Source organism: Paraburkholderia pallida, assembly GCF_004524855.1.
Taxonomy (GTDB): Bacteria; Pseudomonadota; Gammaproteobacteria; order Burkholderiales; family Burkholderiaceae; genus Paraburkholderia; species Paraburkholderia oxyphila.
The window spans coordinates 379,583-395,048 of record NZ_CP038149.1; the positions used below are offsets into that span (position 1 = coordinate 379,583).

The window sequence follows — 15,466 nt, forward strand, 5'->3', positions numbered from 1 at the left end:
AGCGGCGACAAGAGCGGCGCTGGATTGACGCCGCTCGTCGCGCTTGCCGGCCGCCACGGCTGTATCGACTCGCAGCCGCGTGCCTGACACCGCCTTATTGGCTAACCTGTTTCCCCTGATCCGCCTGCCCCGGCATGGCGGGCGCCGGCTTCTCCTGATCCGGCTGCCATCCGCCGCCGAGCGCGAGGAACAGCTTCACCTGATCGAGCGCCACCTGGCCCTCGGCCGAAGCGACCTGCGCATGCGCGCTCGTGAGCGTGCGCGTGGCGTCGAGGTCGGAGAGGAACGGCTCGCGGCCCGCCGCGTAGAGGCGGTGCGTTTCGTCGGCGGACTGCTGCGCCGAGGCATAGGCCGTGCGCAGCGCGTCGGCGCGCTGGTCGTCGGCGGCGTAGGTGGCGAGGCTCGTCTGCGTTTCGCGCAGCGCGTTGAGCACCACGCCGTCGAACTGCGCGAGCGCACCGGCCGTGGCCGCCTGTGCGCCTTGCACGCGCGCGCGCTGGCCGTTCACGGGGAAGGTCCAGCTGATCAGGGGTCCGAACGACCAGCTGTTGGTCTTCGACGAAAACAGGTCGTCGGTGAGGCCGATCGAGCCCACGCCTGCGCCGATGCTGACCGACGGATACATTTCCGCCATCGCGACACCAATGCGTGCCGTGGACGAGGCGAGCTGGCGCTCGGCCTCGCGCACGTCGGGGCGGCGGCGCAAGAGCGCCGCGCCGTCGCCGACCGGGATCGGCTGGTTCAGCTTCGGCAGGCGGTTGCAGGCAAGCACGGCGGGCGGCAGGTCGGACGGCGCGCGCGCGAGCAGCATGGCGAGCTGGTATTGCGCGACGCGGCGGCGGCCCTCGAAGCGCGGAATGTCGGCGGCAAGCGTTTCGACCTGGGTCTGGCCGCGCGTCACGTCGGGCTGGTTGCCGCGGCCCGCGTCGCGCAGACGCTTCGTGAGCGCCACGCGCTGCTGTTGCAGCTTGAGCGACTCCTGCGCGATGGCCAGTTCCTCGCCGGCCGAGCACGATTCGACGTAGGCCTGCACGACGCCGGCGACCACGGTGATGCGCGCGAGATCGGCGGCGGCGAGCACGGCTTCGTCGTCCGCTTGCGCTGCCTCCACACCGCGACGCAGCTTGCCGAACAGGTCGAACTCATAGGATACGTTGACGCCGAGATCGCCGAGGTTCCCCACCGGCACCTTGCTGAACTGAAGATATTGCTCGGCCGATACCTGGGCGCGCTGGACCCCGGCGCTCGCGTTCCCCGAGAAGCCGCCTTGCTGGCTGGCGACTTCCACGGCGGCGCGCGAGCGCGCGAGATTCGCGGCGGCCACGCGCAGGCTCGTGTTCGATTGCAGCGCCTGCTGGACAAGCTGATCGAGCGTCGGGTCGTTGTAGAGACGCCACCAGTCGTTGGGCACTTCGCCCTGCGCAACGGGCGCACGGTCGGCGCCCGCGATCGGCCCTTGCGCGAGCGGGGCGTTCACGAGGGCGTCCTTCGGCACGGTGTAGTTGGGGCCGAGGTTCATGCACGCGCCCAGCGCCAGCGCGAGCGGCGCGAGCGCGAAGGCGCGCCAGAGACTGCGGCGCGTCATTGCGAGGCTCCGCTCGCCGTCACGGGCGCGACGCTAGCGTTCGTTGCGGCGACCGCGCCGCTGGCGCTGTATGCGCCGCTGGCGCCCGCCGCCGCGCCGGCCCGGGTCTTCTGCTTGTCGTTCTCTTCGGTGCGCACCGCGACGGTGGCCGTGCGGCCCGCGATCATGCGGAAGTCGTCGGGCACCTCGTCGAGCGCGACGCGCACCGGCACGCGCTGCGCGAGGCGCACCCAGCTGAACGCGGGGTTCACGTTCGGCAGCAGGTTCGGGCTTTGCTGGCGGTCGCGGTCCTCGATGGCGGCGACGATGCTCTGCACGTGGCCGCGCAGCGGCTTCGGCTCGCCCATCACAGTGATCTCCACCGGCTGGCCGATATGGATGCCGTGCAGGCGCGTTTCCTCGAAGTAGCCGTCCACGCGGAACGAATGCATGTCCACCACGGAGAGCTCGGCGCGGCCCGCGCTGACGTACTCGCCCACGCGCGGCGCGCGGTCGTTCAGATAGCCGTCCACGGGGCTCACGATGGTCGTGCGCTGGAGGTTCAGTCTGGCGGTGTCCACCTGCACCTCGGCGTCGGCCACGGCGGCCTCGCCCTGGTCCACTTTGGTGCGGCTTTCCTCGAGCGTTTCGCTGGCGACGAGGTTGCCGAGCTTGAGATTGCGCGCGTATTCGCGCCTGGACTGCGCGAGCGCGGCCTGGCGATTTTCCAGCGCGGCCTGCGCTAGGCGCAGCGCGAGCGAGTAGCGCGCCTGGTCGATCACGAACAGCACCTGGCCTTTCTTGACGGGCTGGTTGTCGACCACCTCGACGCTGGTGATGAGGCCGCCCACGTCGGGCGCGACCTGGATCACGTCGGCGCGCACGCGGCCGTCGCGCGTCCAGGGCGAGAACATGTAGTAGTTGACGATGCGCCACAGCACGACGGCGGCCACGACGACGACGATGAGCGTCAGCAGGATCTGTCCTGCGGAGAACCAGGTTTTTTTCACGTTCACGTTAGTTCACGAAGCGATGCGACACGATGATGACGGCAGCCAGCACGAAGACATAAATGCCGAGATCGAAAATGGAACGATGCCATACGAGCCGGTAAAAGCCGACGCGGGTGAGCACCTTGCCGATCACGACGTTGATGAGGTACGCGATCAGCATCAGCACGAGCACGGCGGGCACGAACACGCCGAAGATGTCGATTTCGCCGATCATGGTGCGGTTATCAAAAGTAAATAAAAAGGGTGTGCGCTCATCCATTGGCCCCGATTGGATTCGCGCCCGGGCGCTGGCCGACCAGCGCGGGGTAGAGCGAGAGGCGCAGGCCCACGAGCGCGTGCAGCGCGTCGCGCAGCCAGCGCTGCGAGAAGCGCGCGTGCGGCGGCGTTTGCGCGTCTGCGCCTGGAGCGCCTGCGGGGCCCGTATCGGCGGCATCCGCGGCTTCCTGAGCGAGGCCGCGCGTGGCCACCCGGTGCAGCGCGTCGTCGATCGTGGCAAGCAGCGCGTGCGGGACGTCCTGTCGCGCGCTTGCCTGGGCGCAGCGCGCGTAATGATCGCTCACGCCCGCGAGCACGCGGTCGATGACGGCGGGTAGCTCGCCGTCGAGCTTGCGGCGCGAGCGGCGCAGGTCCAGCGCGTTGAGCGCGATGCGCAGGTCGCGGAAGCTTTCGATCGAAGGATGGCGGTGCTCGTCGGACGCCGCGAGACGCGGGATCAGCTGCATCAGCCGGTCGACCATGCGCGAGGCCAGATTGCGCTGGTCGTCGATCGGCTCGGCGCCGGCGGAGAGCGCCACGTCCGACCAGCTCGAGCGCAGCAGGCGCCTGGCCGCGAACTCCGCGCCGAACGGGCGCGTGGCGCGCGTCCACACATAGGCGAACAGCAGGCCCGCGACGCCCGCGATATTACTGTTCAGGAATACGAAGAAGTCGGCCTCGTAGGCACTCTGGATGCTGATGAAGGTGGCCGTGTTCACCGCCACGAGCATCGTCACCATGTTGAACGCGGGGCGCGGAATCAAGGTGCCGATCAGGATGAACGGTCCCGCGAACAGCAGCACGAGCATCGCGAAGTCATGCACCTTGGGCAGCACCACGAACAGATAGAGGCCCGCGAACACCACGCTCGCGGTCGTCGCGAGGAAGAAGCGGAACACCATCGGCGCGGGCTCGTCGAGCGCCGCGAAGAAGCAGCAGGCGATGGCCGCGAGCGTCACGGCGGCCGCGCCGTCGTGCCAGCCGGAGCTGACCCACAGCCAGCACGCCACGAGAATCGCGCCCATCGGCACGAGGCACGAGAACAGCATGAGGCCGCGGTCATAGAAGCGCTCGGTGCCGCCCAGGCGCCAGTGCCGGTAGCGCGGCCGCCACGCGCCCGCTTCGTGCGCGATCAGCGCACGCAGCGTCCGGCAGTCCTGCCAGACGTCGATCACCTGGCCCAGACGCCACAACGCGTTCGACAGCAGCGCGCCTTCCCAGCTCGTGAGCGCGTCGTGCGGGGGCTGCAGCGCGGCCACGCGCGCGCGCAGACTCTCGGCGACGGGGTCGCCCGCGTCGTCGTGGATATCGGCGGCACGCGTGGGCAGCGGGGCGTCGAACCACTTGGCCGCATCGGCGAGCAACGCGTCGAGCCCCTCGGGCCACGTGTGCAGGTCGCGCCGCAGTGCGATGAGCGGGTCAGCGAGCGCGGAAATGATCGGCAGAAAGAGCTGCATGCGCCCGCGCAGGTCCTGGGCGCGCGCGAGGAGTTCCGGGTGCGCGTGGTCGTAGCTCAGCTGGCTCAGCAGGAATTCGAGCTGGTTCACGGTCGTGGCGAGCCGCTGGCGGCAGGCCGACAGCGCCTTGCCCGTGATCTGGCCGGAGAGTGTTTCGCGGCCGTAGAAGGCGGCGTCGCGAAACCAGGCATCGGCGCGCTCGATGAGCGTGGGCGCGATCCGGCTCGGCAGGAAGTTGCTGCCCACCACGCTCGCGCAGATGATGCCGACCGTGATCTCCTGGGTGCGCGCGATGGCCACGTCGAAGATCGTGGTGGGATCGGTGACGGTGGGCAGCGCGATGAGCGGCATGGTGTAGCCCGCGAGCATGAACACGTAGCTGCGCGCGGTGCGGTCCGAGATCGCGAGATAGAGCATCGTGCCGGTCCACAGCGCCACGATCACGCTGAACAGCAGCGGCGTTTCGACGAACGGCGGCACGAGCGCGATCGCGGCGGCCGCGCCGAGCGCGGTGCCGAGCGCGCGATAGAGCGCCTTCGAGCGCGTGGCGCCCACGAACGGATTCGAGACGATATAGACGCTCGCCATCGCCCAGTACGGGCGCGGCAGCTGAAACACCAGCGCGATATAGAGCGCGAGCATCGACGCGGCGAACGTCTTGACCGAGAACAGCCAGTCGCGGAGGGATGGGTAAGTCATGAGGCCGCTTTCAGCTTTCAGTCATGAAGGATGGCGTCGGCCGGGTCCGGCGTGTTGAAGGCGTTGAGCACGCGCAGCGTGGCTTCGAGCTCCGCGCGGCTCACGCCCTTGAGCACGCGCGCGCGCAGCGCACGCAGGTCTTCCTCCATCTTCGCGGTGACGGCGCGGCCTTCGTCGGTGAGCGAGATCGTTTTGGCGCGGCGGTCGTCCGGGTCTTCGTCGCGGCGCACGAGGCCTGCGGCGCAGAGCTGGTCGAGCAGGCGCACGAGCGAGGGGCCTTCGATGCCCACGTGCTCGGCGAGCGTCACCTGGCGCACGGCTTCGCCAAGACGCCCGGCGGTGAGCAGCGGCGCGGCACAGGCTTCGGAGACGTTATAGGCGGCCAGCGCGCCGTGACTCGTGCGCCGCCACTTGCGCGCCGCCACGACGAGCGTGCTGCTGACGGCGAGGCGTAAGGTATGAAGATTCGACATCGGCGGGATGATAGCGTAAAGCGATTCGGTAGCAAACTATCTTTCTTTGGCGGCCTTTTACTATTTTCCAGCCTGCAACGCTAACTCGCGATGGTAGTGGAATGCCCGCGCGCTTGCGCTCTCGATGGTGGATTTTTGCTGCCCGTGTGACGCGGATGCGACGCAAGCGGGTGAATTTCACGAGGGATTCACGGCGCTGCCGGGCGCCGGTCCGGCGCTCAGGGTCGGTGCGTGCCCCAGCCTGCGAGCAGGGCGGGCAGTTGCGCCATGTCCGTGAAGACGTGCGCAACGCCTGCGTCCCGCAGCGCCTGCGCGCTGCTGTGGCCCGGCGTTCCCGGGCTGTAGCCGAACACGGTGGCGCCCGCGGCGAGACCGGCGCGCGCGCCCGTCACGGTGTCCTCGATCACGGCGCAGCGCTGCGGCGCGGCGTTCAGGCCCGCGGCGGCGGCGAGGTAGACGTCGGGATGGGGCTTGCTGCGCGGCGTTTCGTGGCCGCTGAAGATGCGCCCTTCGAAGCAGTCGAGCAGGTCCACCTTGCGCAGCTGCAGCTCGACCTTGCGGCGGTCCGCGCCCGAGGCCACGGCAATCCGCCCGTCAAACGCCGTGTGCACGGCGCGCACCGCGACCGGCGCACCCGGAATCTCGACGAGATCGCGCTCTAGCGCCGCGTTGCGGCGCGCGCGGAAGTCTTCGAGCCAGGCCTCCGTGACGCGAAAGCCGGTATGCCGCTCGATGCGCGCGGCCTCGTCCTTCACCATTTTGCCGACGAAGATCCCCATCGCCTCGTCGACGGAGAGCGTCCAGCCGAGCGCGTCCAGCATCTGGACCAGCACGATATGCGTGATGCGTTCGGAATCGACCAGTACGCCGTCGCAGTCGAAGAGCACGGCGTCGAAGGGGGAGTGGGGCATGGCGGGAGGGATCGTCTGCGGAAGGGGTCGCGTCCGCGCGGCGGACGGAAGAGCGCGATTTTAACCGGGATGCGGCGGGGGCGTTGTTCAACAACGATCCATGGCTCTATTGACACATTAAAGTGCCCATAAGTGTTCTGATGTCATGCGACGATCCGGCGTGCAATGCGCCGGATCGCGCGCTCGCCGGAGCGCGAGATGGGCCCGCTCACAGGGCGCTTTGCGCGTCGCGGCTCACACAGCCCCGACGCGGATTCCAAAAGCGCTCACTGCCCGTTGCCCGTATCGTCGTCGACGCACAATTGCGGATCGGCCACGAGGCAGTCCGCGTTCGACTGGTTCGACAGCCCGCGCGTTTTCGTGGCCGATTCCTGCGCGGCCACGTGCAAGCCCTTGGGCAGCAGCAGCCACATGCGCAGGCGCTCCTTCGTGCGGCTCGCCTCGGCTTGCGCGGACTGGCCGAAGCCGTAGAAATAATCGGCGCGCACCGCGCCCTGGATCGCGCCGCCCGAGTCCTGCGCCATCATCAGCCGGTTCACGGCGCCCGGTGTTTGCGAGGCATCGCCCGTGGCGACGAACACGGGCGCCCCGAGCGGCGTCGTGCGCGGATCCACGGCCACCGAGCGTCCCGCCGAGAGCGGCACGCCGAGCGCGCCGATCGGCCCGTTCGGCGAGTCGGGGATGGGCCGGAAGAAGACGTAGCTGGGGTCGGAGGTCGCGAACGCGTGCTGCGGATGCGCGTTCGCGCCGAGCGCCGTAGCGATGCCCGCGCCCGCGCCGCTGCTCGTGGCCGTGCTGCCGCTCGTGACGCCACCCGCGCCTCCTGCGCCCACGCTCGCGCTCTTCGTGCTCTGTTGCTGCGCGTTCGCTACGGCGGGCCGCGCCGTGCCGCTCGTCGCCGGGCCGGCGTTGGCGAGCTTGAAGCCGCGCAGCAGCGGCGAGACGGGCTGGTCGTCCTCGTCGTTGTTAGCGCCCGTCGACGACGCGCCGTTGTCCGACGCGCCCGCTGCGCCTTGCGGCCCGTTCGCGTCGGCGACGAGGTCGGGGCCGTTGCTGCTGCTGTCGTCGTCGGCGACGTCGATGTCCATTTCGATGCCGCGCACCTTGAGCTTGCGTCCGCTCGCCCCCGCGTGCGCGACGGGCGGCAGGAAGGGCCGGCCGTTCTGCTCGGCATAGGCCACGCGGCGGATCGTGCCGTCACGCATGCGGATCTTGCCCGAGCCCTGCATCTGCATCGAATAGAGCAGCACGGGGTCGTCCACCCACGCGAGCACCGGCGCGCGCGCGGCGCCGCGCTCGATCTCGGCGCGCGTGTAGTACGGCACGAGGCGATCGCCGTCCAGCCGCAGGCGCATTTTCTTGTCGCGGATGTCGGGCACGCTGTCGCGCAGGTCGAGCGTGTAGACGCCCTTCGCGCTGCCCGGCACCGCGCCCGGCAGCGGGATCACGGTGCGCCCTTCGACGCGCGCCGCCGTGATGCTGCCGCGCGCCGCGCCGCCGAGCCGGCGCGAGTCGAGGTAGAGCATGTCCTCGGGCACGCCGTAGACCGGGTAGACGTAGGCGCCGCCGGGCTGGCGGCTGCCGTTCAGGAGCGGCTCGTAGTAGCCGGTCATGGTGCCGTCGCTGCTGCGGTCGGTGTTGCGGATCTGGTAGACGTCGAAGTACGTCTCGAAGAAGCGGCGGATGGCGGCGGCGCTGGCCGCATCGACGCTGCGCGCGGCGGCGCAGGGCGCGGCCCAGCCGTTGCGCGCGCCGAGCACGCCGCAACTGCGCTTGAAGGCGTCGAGCGAGCCGCCGAGGTCGTCGGTGCTCCAGCCGGGCAGGTCGGAGAAGCGCGCGGCCTGGTACCACGCGTGACGCGTGGCGAAGGCGGCCGCGGGTGCGGCGGCGGGGGACGGGGCGGCTGACGGGCTTGCCTCGGCGGTGGGGGCCGGTGCGCTCGGCGTGGCGCTCGCGTTGGGGGACGGCAGGGTCGATGCCGAGGGTGTCGCCGGGGTTGCCGGGGCGGCCATCGCTGCCGGGCTCGCGGCCACGGTTGGCGCTGATGGCGCTTGCGGTGCGTTTGCCGTGGACGCCATGGCGGCCTGTTGCGCTGGCGTGGCGGCTTGTGCCTTTGCGGCCTGCGTTTGCGTTGCCGGTCCGATCACCACCGAGCTGGCTGGGTTGTCGCTCGCGCAGCCGGCGAGCGCGGCTGCCGCCGCCGCGAGCAGAAAGAGCGAACGGTCCATGACGGTCTCCTGTGTCGACCAGAGTTAGCGCTTTAGCGCTTACTCTGGTCCCATGCTTCGCGGTCGATCGCAGTTAGCGCTTTAGCGCCTGGTGCGGTCCCATGCTTCGCGATCCCATGCCAATCGCCGCCTAGCTGCCGCTGCCGCCGACCACGTCGATTTCGAACGTCGTCGCGCCGAACGCGTTATTGCAACTCGCGGGCTGCCCTGAAGCCGGCTTCGCGCAGCGCGCCTTGCCCGCGAACGGCGAGTAGTCCGCCGTGCGCCGCGCTGCGGCGGCGCGTTGCGCGTGTCCGGGGAAATCGGCGAATACGTCGCCGGGGTGCAACCCGGCGTCCCAGAAGTCGCGCTGCTCGGGCGACACGATCACGAGAAAGTGGATCGGCCCGGCGGGCGCGTCGGCGAGCATCGGCCAGCTCGGACGCGGCAGCGTGAGCGTCTGCCCGGCGGCGATCGTGTTGGCCTTGTCGCGCTCGTTGGGCAGGAGCATCAAATAGTTGCCCTGAGGGTCGACCATGAACACGTAGACGCGGCCCGCGCGGCTGCTCGTCACCTTGAACTGCAGGAAGTCCTTCTTGATGCGCGCGGTGGCGCTGCGCAAGGTCGTGCGCACGTCGATCGACGGATCGGCGAGCGTCACGATGCGCTCGAACTCGCTGGCGGGTGTGTAGGTCGCCAGCGCGGCGGCTTGCGGCGCGGCATTCGCGGGCGCGGTGGGCGTTGTTGCCGCGGCTGCGCTGGCCGACGCGGTCGTCTCCGGAGCCGGTGAGGCCGTCGCGGCTGGCGGCGGCACGGGCGGCAGGCCGGCTGCGGCGCTTGCGGGCGTTGTCGTCGTGCCCGGTGCGGTGGTCTGCGCCGTGGCGGGGGCCGCGGGCGCGTTGACGTGCCGCGCCACGAGCGGCGGAGCGCCGGTGGGCCGCAGCGCCAGCCAGGCGCCTACGGCTGCGACGATGGCCACGCCTGCGCCAATAGCCGCGAGCGGCGTGCGCCGTTTGTGAGGGGCTGGCGGTATTGCGCCGGCCGTAGCGCGCGGCGAAGCCGATCCCACCGCCGCGGCAGACGAACCGGACGATGCAGCCGAAGCAGGTGCCCCGGACGCCCTGGACGCTCCCGAAGCCTGCCCCGATCCTCCCAAGCCCGCCGCGGCGCCGTCCCCCGGCAGCGGCAGCGCCGTCTCTCCCTCGCGCAAGGTGTAGGGCTGCAGGAATTCGATCCCCGCGCCCGCATGCCCCGCCGCGACATCGCCGCCGGCCGAGATGCCCAGCTCGGCCGCGAGCGCGCGCACGTCCTGCGGGCGGTCCTCGGGCCGCACCGCGAGCGCGTGGTCGATGGCGCGCAGGAACGCGTCGCTGTAGCGTCCCGCCGCCGTCGTCGCGAGCGGTGCGTAGGTGTCGCCCATCAGCCGGCCCACGGAGGCGGGCGGCGTCTTGCCCTCGATCGCGTAATAGACCACGGCGGCGAGTGCGTAGATGTCGGTCCACGGGCCTTGCTTCATCGATGGCACTTCGGCGTACTGCTCGACGGGCGCATAGCCGGGCTTGAGGATCACGGTGAGCGCCTGGGTCATGTCGCCGATCACGCGCCGCGCCGCGCCGAAGTCGAGCAGCAGCGGCCGCTGGCTGCCCTTGAGCAACATGATGTTGTCGGGCGCGATGTCGCGATGGAAGCACTGCGCGGCGTGCAGGACGGCGAGCGCGTCGATCAGCGGCGCGAGCAGCGCGCGCAGCCAGGCTTCGGTGGGCGGCACGCCGAGCTGGCGCAGCGTCTCCTTGAGCGTCACGCCTTCGTAGTACGGCATCACCATATAGGCGGTGCCGTTGGCCTCCCAGAAGCGGTAGACCTTGACGAGCGAGTGATGATCGAACTGCGCGAGCAGCTGCGCTTCGTTGATGAAGCTCTTCAGGCCCGCGCGGAAGGTGTCCTCGTGGCGCTGCGAGCGCACCGTGACCTCGGCGCTGCCCGCCACGCGCGCGGCGAGCGCGGCCGGGATGTACTCCTTGAGCGCCACGTGGCGGCGCAGCAGCGTGTCCCAGGCGAGGTAGACGATGCCGAAGCCGCCTTCGCCGATCAGCCCGACGATCTCGAACTCGGCGATGCGCGTGTTGAAGGGCAGGGCCTGGTGGCTCGTTTCGGGCGCGGTCGCAGCGGTTGTGGCGGCGGCCGGGCTTGCGGAACTTGCCGACCCCGTCGATCCCGTCGATCCCGCCTCGGCCGGCTGCGTTTGCGCGTCGGCCGGCGCTTGCGTCCGGGTTTGCGTTCTGGATGGCGTCTGCGCTTGCACCGGCGGCTGCGCCGGGTCCGCGCCGCTGTCCTTCTCCACCGCCTCGTCGGCTGGCGGAGCGTGCCGCGATGCGTCCTGAATCACCGTCGCGGACGTTGCGTCGTCCACGCGTGGCGCGTCCGGCCCGCCGGATGCGGACACGATGACCGTCTTGTCGTCGGTGCTGCTGCTGCTCATCTGGCGAAGCTCCGTGGCAGGCGAGGCTGTGCGCTTGAAATGGCCGCGCGCCCGCGCCCATCCAACCTGTAGACGATTCGGCGCGGCCGTTTTTGAAAGTGTAGTGGTTGCGTGCGCGACCCGGGGGGCGCTTGCGTGCATGCGATACCTCACACGAAATTCTCCGCGGGCTTTCAAAAAGCCTGAGGTCGTTTCGTTTAACACATATGAAATGGCCCGCCGGACCTGCTCCGGCTGCGCGCTCAGGGCCCGGTCGCGTGATGTTTCTTTCCCGCAGGAAAGCGAAGTGAACGAACTCGAACATCTATTGGCCGCAGAGCAGGCTGCCGCGGGATGCACGTCGCGCGCGCGGACGGCGCACGCGACGCTCGCAAAGGTCACGGCCGCGACGCTGTGCGCGCTGCTGCTCGGCATTGCCGCGCCGCCCGGCGCCAGCGCGGCCGACAGCGGCGCCAGCGCGGTAAACGGAGCCGCGCCTGCCGCCGCCAAAAAGACCGTGAACGGCGCAACCACCGGCGCAGCAACCAGCGCAACCCGGCCCGGCGCGGACGCCTCGGCCGCCGGCCTCGCGCCCGAGTCCCAGGGCTTTCGCGAGGCCGCCGAGCGCGAGCGCGACGCGGAAACGCTCAAGTCGCTGACCGACGAAGGGCGCCTCCTGCTCTCGCGCGACCACGTTGCGCTGCCGGCCTACGACTACTGCAGCATGTCGGTGGCGGCGGCGGAGCGGGGCGACTTCCGCGACAGCATCAACGCGGCGGCGCGCGCGCTCGTGGTGGCCGAGCGCACCGACAACGCCGACCTCGTCGCGCTCTCCAAGCGCGATCTGGCGATCGCCTACAGCTACGCGGGCGACCTCGACGACGCCGACAAGTACGCGCACGAAGCGCTCGCCTCGAATCCGAAGCAGCCCGACCAGGTGTTCGCGCCGGCCAACAAGGTGCTGGGCGACGTGGCGCTGCGCCGTGGCGATGCACACGCGGCGCTCGCGGCCTATGACGATGCGTTGCTGACGGCCTCGCCGCGCTTCAAGCCGCTCGTGCTGCTGTCCATCGTCAACGCGCAGATCGCCGTGGGCGACACCGCCGCTGCGCGCCAGACGCTCGACAAGGCGGGCCCGCCCGCGAGCGCCGATCTCGCGCCCGCCTACGGCCGCATCGAGGGCAAGCTGCTGCTCGCCGAAGGCAAGCCCGCCGACGCGCTCAAGGTCTATCAGGCGCAACTGATCGGCACCGGCGGGGGCGCGAGCGAGGCCAGCTACGACAATCTCTGGGTGCACGAGGGCATCGGCCGCGCCTACCTCGCGCTCGGCGACAAGGACCACGCGCGCGCAGCCTACCTGCAGGCCGTGGACGACTCCGAAAAGATCCGCGCGCGCTTTCGCAGCGACGAGTTCAAGACGGGCCTGTTCGGCGATACACAGTCGGTATTCGAAGAGGCGATCAAGCTGACCGTCGATGCGGGCGACTATGAAAGCGCCTGGAATCTCTCCGAGCGCAGCCGGGCGCGCGCGCTGCTCGACGTGGTGCGCAACCGCGTCGATGCGGGCGTGGACGACCAGCAGCTCAACGGCACCGTGCCGACGCTCCAGGCGGTGCGCGACGCGCTGCGGCCCGACGAAGCCATCATCGAATATCACAGCCTGAAGGACACGCTCGTGGTGTGGGTGATCCGCAAGAGCGGCCTCTCGGGCCATACGCTGCCGCTCAAGCGCGCCGACATCGACACGGCCGTGACCGACGTGCGCAACGCCATCGTGCACCGGAGCAAGAACGCGATCACTTATGGCGACAAGCTCTACGCGCTGCTGATCGCGCCGCTCGCGCTGCAGCCGGAGGAGCGCCTCATCATCGTGCCGCACGGCGCGCTGCACTATCTGCCGTTCCAGGCGCTGCACGGCCCCGGCGGCTTCCTGATCGAGCAGCACCCGATCGCGCTCGAGCCCTCGGCGAGCATCGCCATGCAGCTCGAGGCGCGCCGCCAGAAGGTGGCGAGCAACCTCGTGGCGTTCGGCAATCCGCAGATCGCGCCCGCCTATGCGCTGCCCGGCGCGCAGGCCGAGGTGGAAGGCATTGCGCCGCTGTTCGCGACCAAGGAGCTGTTCCTGCAAAGCGCCGCCACGCGCGCGCAATTCCGCGAGAGCGCGCCGGGCGGGCGCGTGCTCCACGTGGCCACGCACGCCCAGGCCGACACCATCGACCCGCTGCACTCGCGCATCCTGCTCGCGCCCGCCACGCAACCGGCCGACGGCCCCGACTCGCTGCTCGCGCTCGACGTCTACAACCTGAAGCTCGACAACGTCGCGCTCGTCACGCTCTCGGCCTGCGAAACCGGGCTCGGGCGCATCGCGCGCGGCGACGAAATCCTCGGCTTCACGCGTGCTTTTTTCTACGCGGGCGCGACGAGCCTGATCGTCTCGATGTGGCCGGTGGCCGACGAATCCACAGCAATCACGATGCGCACGTTCTATTCGCAGCTTGCCCAGGGCAAGGAAGCGATCGACGCCATGCGTGCCGCGCAGCTCGCCGTCATGAAGGAGCCGCGTTTCGCGCATCCGTTCTTCTGGGCGCCGTTCGACCTGATGGGCGGCTGGCGTCTTTCCATCGCGCGCGGATCATGACATGAAAAAAGGACTCCGAACGATTGCCGCACTCGCTTGCTCGAGCAGCGCTATCGCCTGGGGGCAGACGTTGCCGAACAGCGGCACGATCCTGAACCAGACGCAGCCGCGCGAGACGCGCCCCGCGCCGCCGGGCGGCGCGGGCGCACTGCCCGCGGTGCCGCAGGAGAACGCGCCGAGCGGGCAGCCGGGCGGCGCGAGCTTCGTGCTCAAGGGCATCGCGCTCAAGGGCAACGACACGATCCCGAGCGACGAGCTGCTGGCGCCGGTGCAGGGCAAGATCGGCAGCGAGGTCAACTTCGCCGACCTGCAGGCCATTGCCGCCCAGATCACGCAGATCTACCGCGCGCGCGGCTACGTGCTCGCGCAAGTCGTGATTCCGCCGCAGGACGTGACCTCGGGCGAAGTGACGATGAGCGTGCTCGAAGGGCGCGTGGGGCACGTGCGCCTGAACGTGGCCGCGGGCACGCCGATCAAGGAGTCGCTGCTGCGCGAGCGCGTCGAGCAGATTCCGGTGGGCGCGCCGCTGCAGCAGCAGACGCTCGAACGCACCATGCTGCTGCTCTCCGACTTGCCGGGCATCACCGTGACCTCGGCCATCGAGGCTGGCAGCGAGCCAGGCACCGTCGATCTCACGATCAGCGTCGCGCCCGCGAAGCGCTGGACCTTCGCCGTCGACCTCGACAACTATGGCGCCTCCACGAGCGGCACCTGGCGCCTGGGCGCGCTCGCGCGGCTGAACTCGCCGTTCGGCATCGGCGACAACCTCGACTTGCGCATCCTCGGCGCCGAGCGGCTCGACACCGCGTATGGCCGCGTGGGCTATGAGGCGCCCGTGAACGCGTACGGCACGCGCGTGGGCGTGGCGGTGGCGCGCCTGAATTACACGCTCGGCAAGGAGTATTCCTCGCTCGATGCCACCGGCGACGCCACCGTGGTCGACCTCACGGTCACGCATCCGCTGCTGCGCACGCGCAACCAGAACCTGCTCGCGCGCGCGAATTTCGAGTACCGCGATCTCTCGGACAACATCGGCATCGTCGACGACCACAACCGGCGCTCGATGGTCGAAGGCAGCGTGGGGCTCACTTACGAAAGCCGCGACGCGCTGTTCGGCGGCGGCTTCAACAGCGCCGACGTCGAGCTGCTGATCGGCAGCCTGCATTTCAAGGACGCCGCGAACTACGCGGTCGACCAGTCGGCGTTCGGGCGCAACACGGCCGGCAACGAAGTGCGCGCGACCTTCTTCGCGAACCGGCTGAACGCGGTGACCGAGAAGGTGAGCCTGTTCTTCGGCTTCTCGGGGCAATGGGCGGCCACCACGCTCGACAACTCGTCGCGCTTCCTGCTGGGCGGGCCGCACGCGGTGCGCGCCTATTCGCCCTCCGAAGGCCTCGTCGACGAAGGCTTCGTGGCGACCACCGAATTGCGTTACGCGGTGAACTCGAAGATCACCGCGTTCACGTTCTTCGACTTCGGCACGGGCTGGTACAACGCGAATCCGCGTCCGAACCAGGGGCCGAACAACATCACGCGCAGCGGCGCGGGCATCGGTGCGTACTTGGCGCTGCCGTATGGGTTCTCGTGGCAGGGCACCGTGGCGTGGCGCACGACCTCGCCCGACACGACCGGCAACGACAAGCTGCCGACGTTCTACATGCAGTTGAGCAAGACGTTTTGATGCGGCCGGCGAGGCGCGGCCGGCCCGCTTGGGCTGACGCGCCGCGCAACGCCGGGGTGGGACGAGACAGGGACAGTGCCGGGTGCGGCCCGGTTCGCGAGGTGTGCGAT

Annotated in this window: 10 protein-coding genes; 2 read left to right on the forward strand and 8 right to left on the reverse strand. The window is 69.9% G+C overall.

Annotation, left to right across the window (positions count from 1 at the left end; translation table 11 throughout):
- Nucleotides 1-94 precede the first annotated feature (94 nt).
- The 8 genes from E1956_RS17045 to E1956_RS17080 all read right to left on the reverse strand — a co-directional run bounded on the left by E1956_RS17045 (nucleotide 95) and on the right by E1956_RS17080 (nucleotide 11,058).
- Nucleotides 95-1,585 carry an efflux transporter outer membrane subunit gene (locus E1956_RS17045; RefSeq protein WP_134751245.1) on the reverse strand — a complete coding sequence of 497 codons (1,491 nt, stop codon included), beginning with the start codon at nucleotides 1,583-1,585 and terminating at the stop codon, nucleotides 95-97.
- Nucleotides 1,582-2,574, reverse strand: a complete 993-nt coding sequence (locus tag E1956_RS17050; protein ID WP_134754518.1) for an efflux RND transporter periplasmic adaptor subunit — start codon at nucleotides 2,572-2,574, stop codon at nucleotides 1,582-1,584. Before E1956_RS17050 ends, E1956_RS17045 begins: the two co-directional genes overlap by 4 nt.
- A 7-nt stretch (nucleotides 2,575-2,581) precedes the next feature.
- Nucleotides 2,582-2,791 (reverse strand): DUF1656 domain-containing protein, encoded by a 210-nt coding sequence (locus E1956_RS17055; RefSeq protein WP_027818583.1) that lies wholly within the window; start codon nucleotides 2,789-2,791, stop codon nucleotides 2,582-2,584.
- 37 nt (nucleotides 2,792-2,828) lie between these two features.
- Complete coding sequence (locus tag E1956_RS17060) at nucleotides 2,829-4,988, reverse strand: FUSC family protein (protein WP_134751247.1); 2,160 nt, start codon at nucleotides 4,986-4,988, stop codon at nucleotides 2,829-2,831.
- A gap of 17 nt (nucleotides 4,989-5,005) precedes the next feature.
- On the reverse strand, nucleotides 5,006-5,461 hold the full coding sequence (locus tag E1956_RS17065) for a MarR family winged helix-turn-helix transcriptional regulator (protein WP_134751249.1): 456 nt from the start codon (nucleotides 5,459-5,461) through the stop codon (nucleotides 5,006-5,008).
- Between the two features lie 218 nt (nucleotides 5,462-5,679).
- Nucleotides 5,680-6,372 (reverse strand): HAD family hydrolase, encoded by a 693-nt coding sequence (locus tag E1956_RS17070; RefSeq protein WP_134751251.1) that lies wholly within the window; start codon nucleotides 6,370-6,372, stop codon nucleotides 5,680-5,682.
- Nucleotides 6,373-6,638: 266 nt separating this feature from the next.
- Nucleotides 6,639-8,450 carry a murein transglycosylase A gene (gene mltA / locus E1956_RS17075; protein WP_418789301.1) on the reverse strand — a complete coding sequence of 604 codons (1,812 nt, stop codon included), beginning with the start codon at nucleotides 8,448-8,450 and terminating at the stop codon, nucleotides 6,639-6,641.
- Between the two features lie 280 nt (nucleotides 8,451-8,730).
- The gene (locus E1956_RS17080) at nucleotides 8,731-11,058 is read right to left on the reverse strand and encodes a serine/threonine-protein kinase (protein ID WP_134751255.1); all 2,328 of its coding nucleotides are present in this window, start codon (nucleotides 11,056-11,058) and stop codon (nucleotides 8,731-8,733) included.
- A 286-nt stretch (nucleotides 11,059-11,344) separates the two neighbouring features.
- Here E1956_RS17080 and E1956_RS17085 point away from each other — a divergent pair, with 286 nt between their 5' ends.
- Together E1956_RS17085 and E1956_RS17090 are read left to right on the forward strand one after the other, a co-directional pair.
- Nucleotides 11,345-13,675, forward strand: coding sequence for a CHAT domain-containing protein (locus E1956_RS17085; RefSeq protein WP_232071677.1), 2,331 nt, complete (start codon nucleotides 11,345-11,347; stop codon nucleotides 13,673-13,675).
- Between the two features lies 1 nt (nucleotide 13,676).
- On the forward strand, nucleotides 13,677-15,356 hold the full coding sequence (locus tag E1956_RS17090) for a ShlB/FhaC/HecB family hemolysin secretion/activation protein (RefSeq protein ID WP_134751258.1): 1,680 nt from the start codon (nucleotides 13,677-13,679) through the stop codon (nucleotides 15,354-15,356).
- The last annotated feature ends 110 nt before the right edge of the window (nucleotides 15,357-15,466 follow it).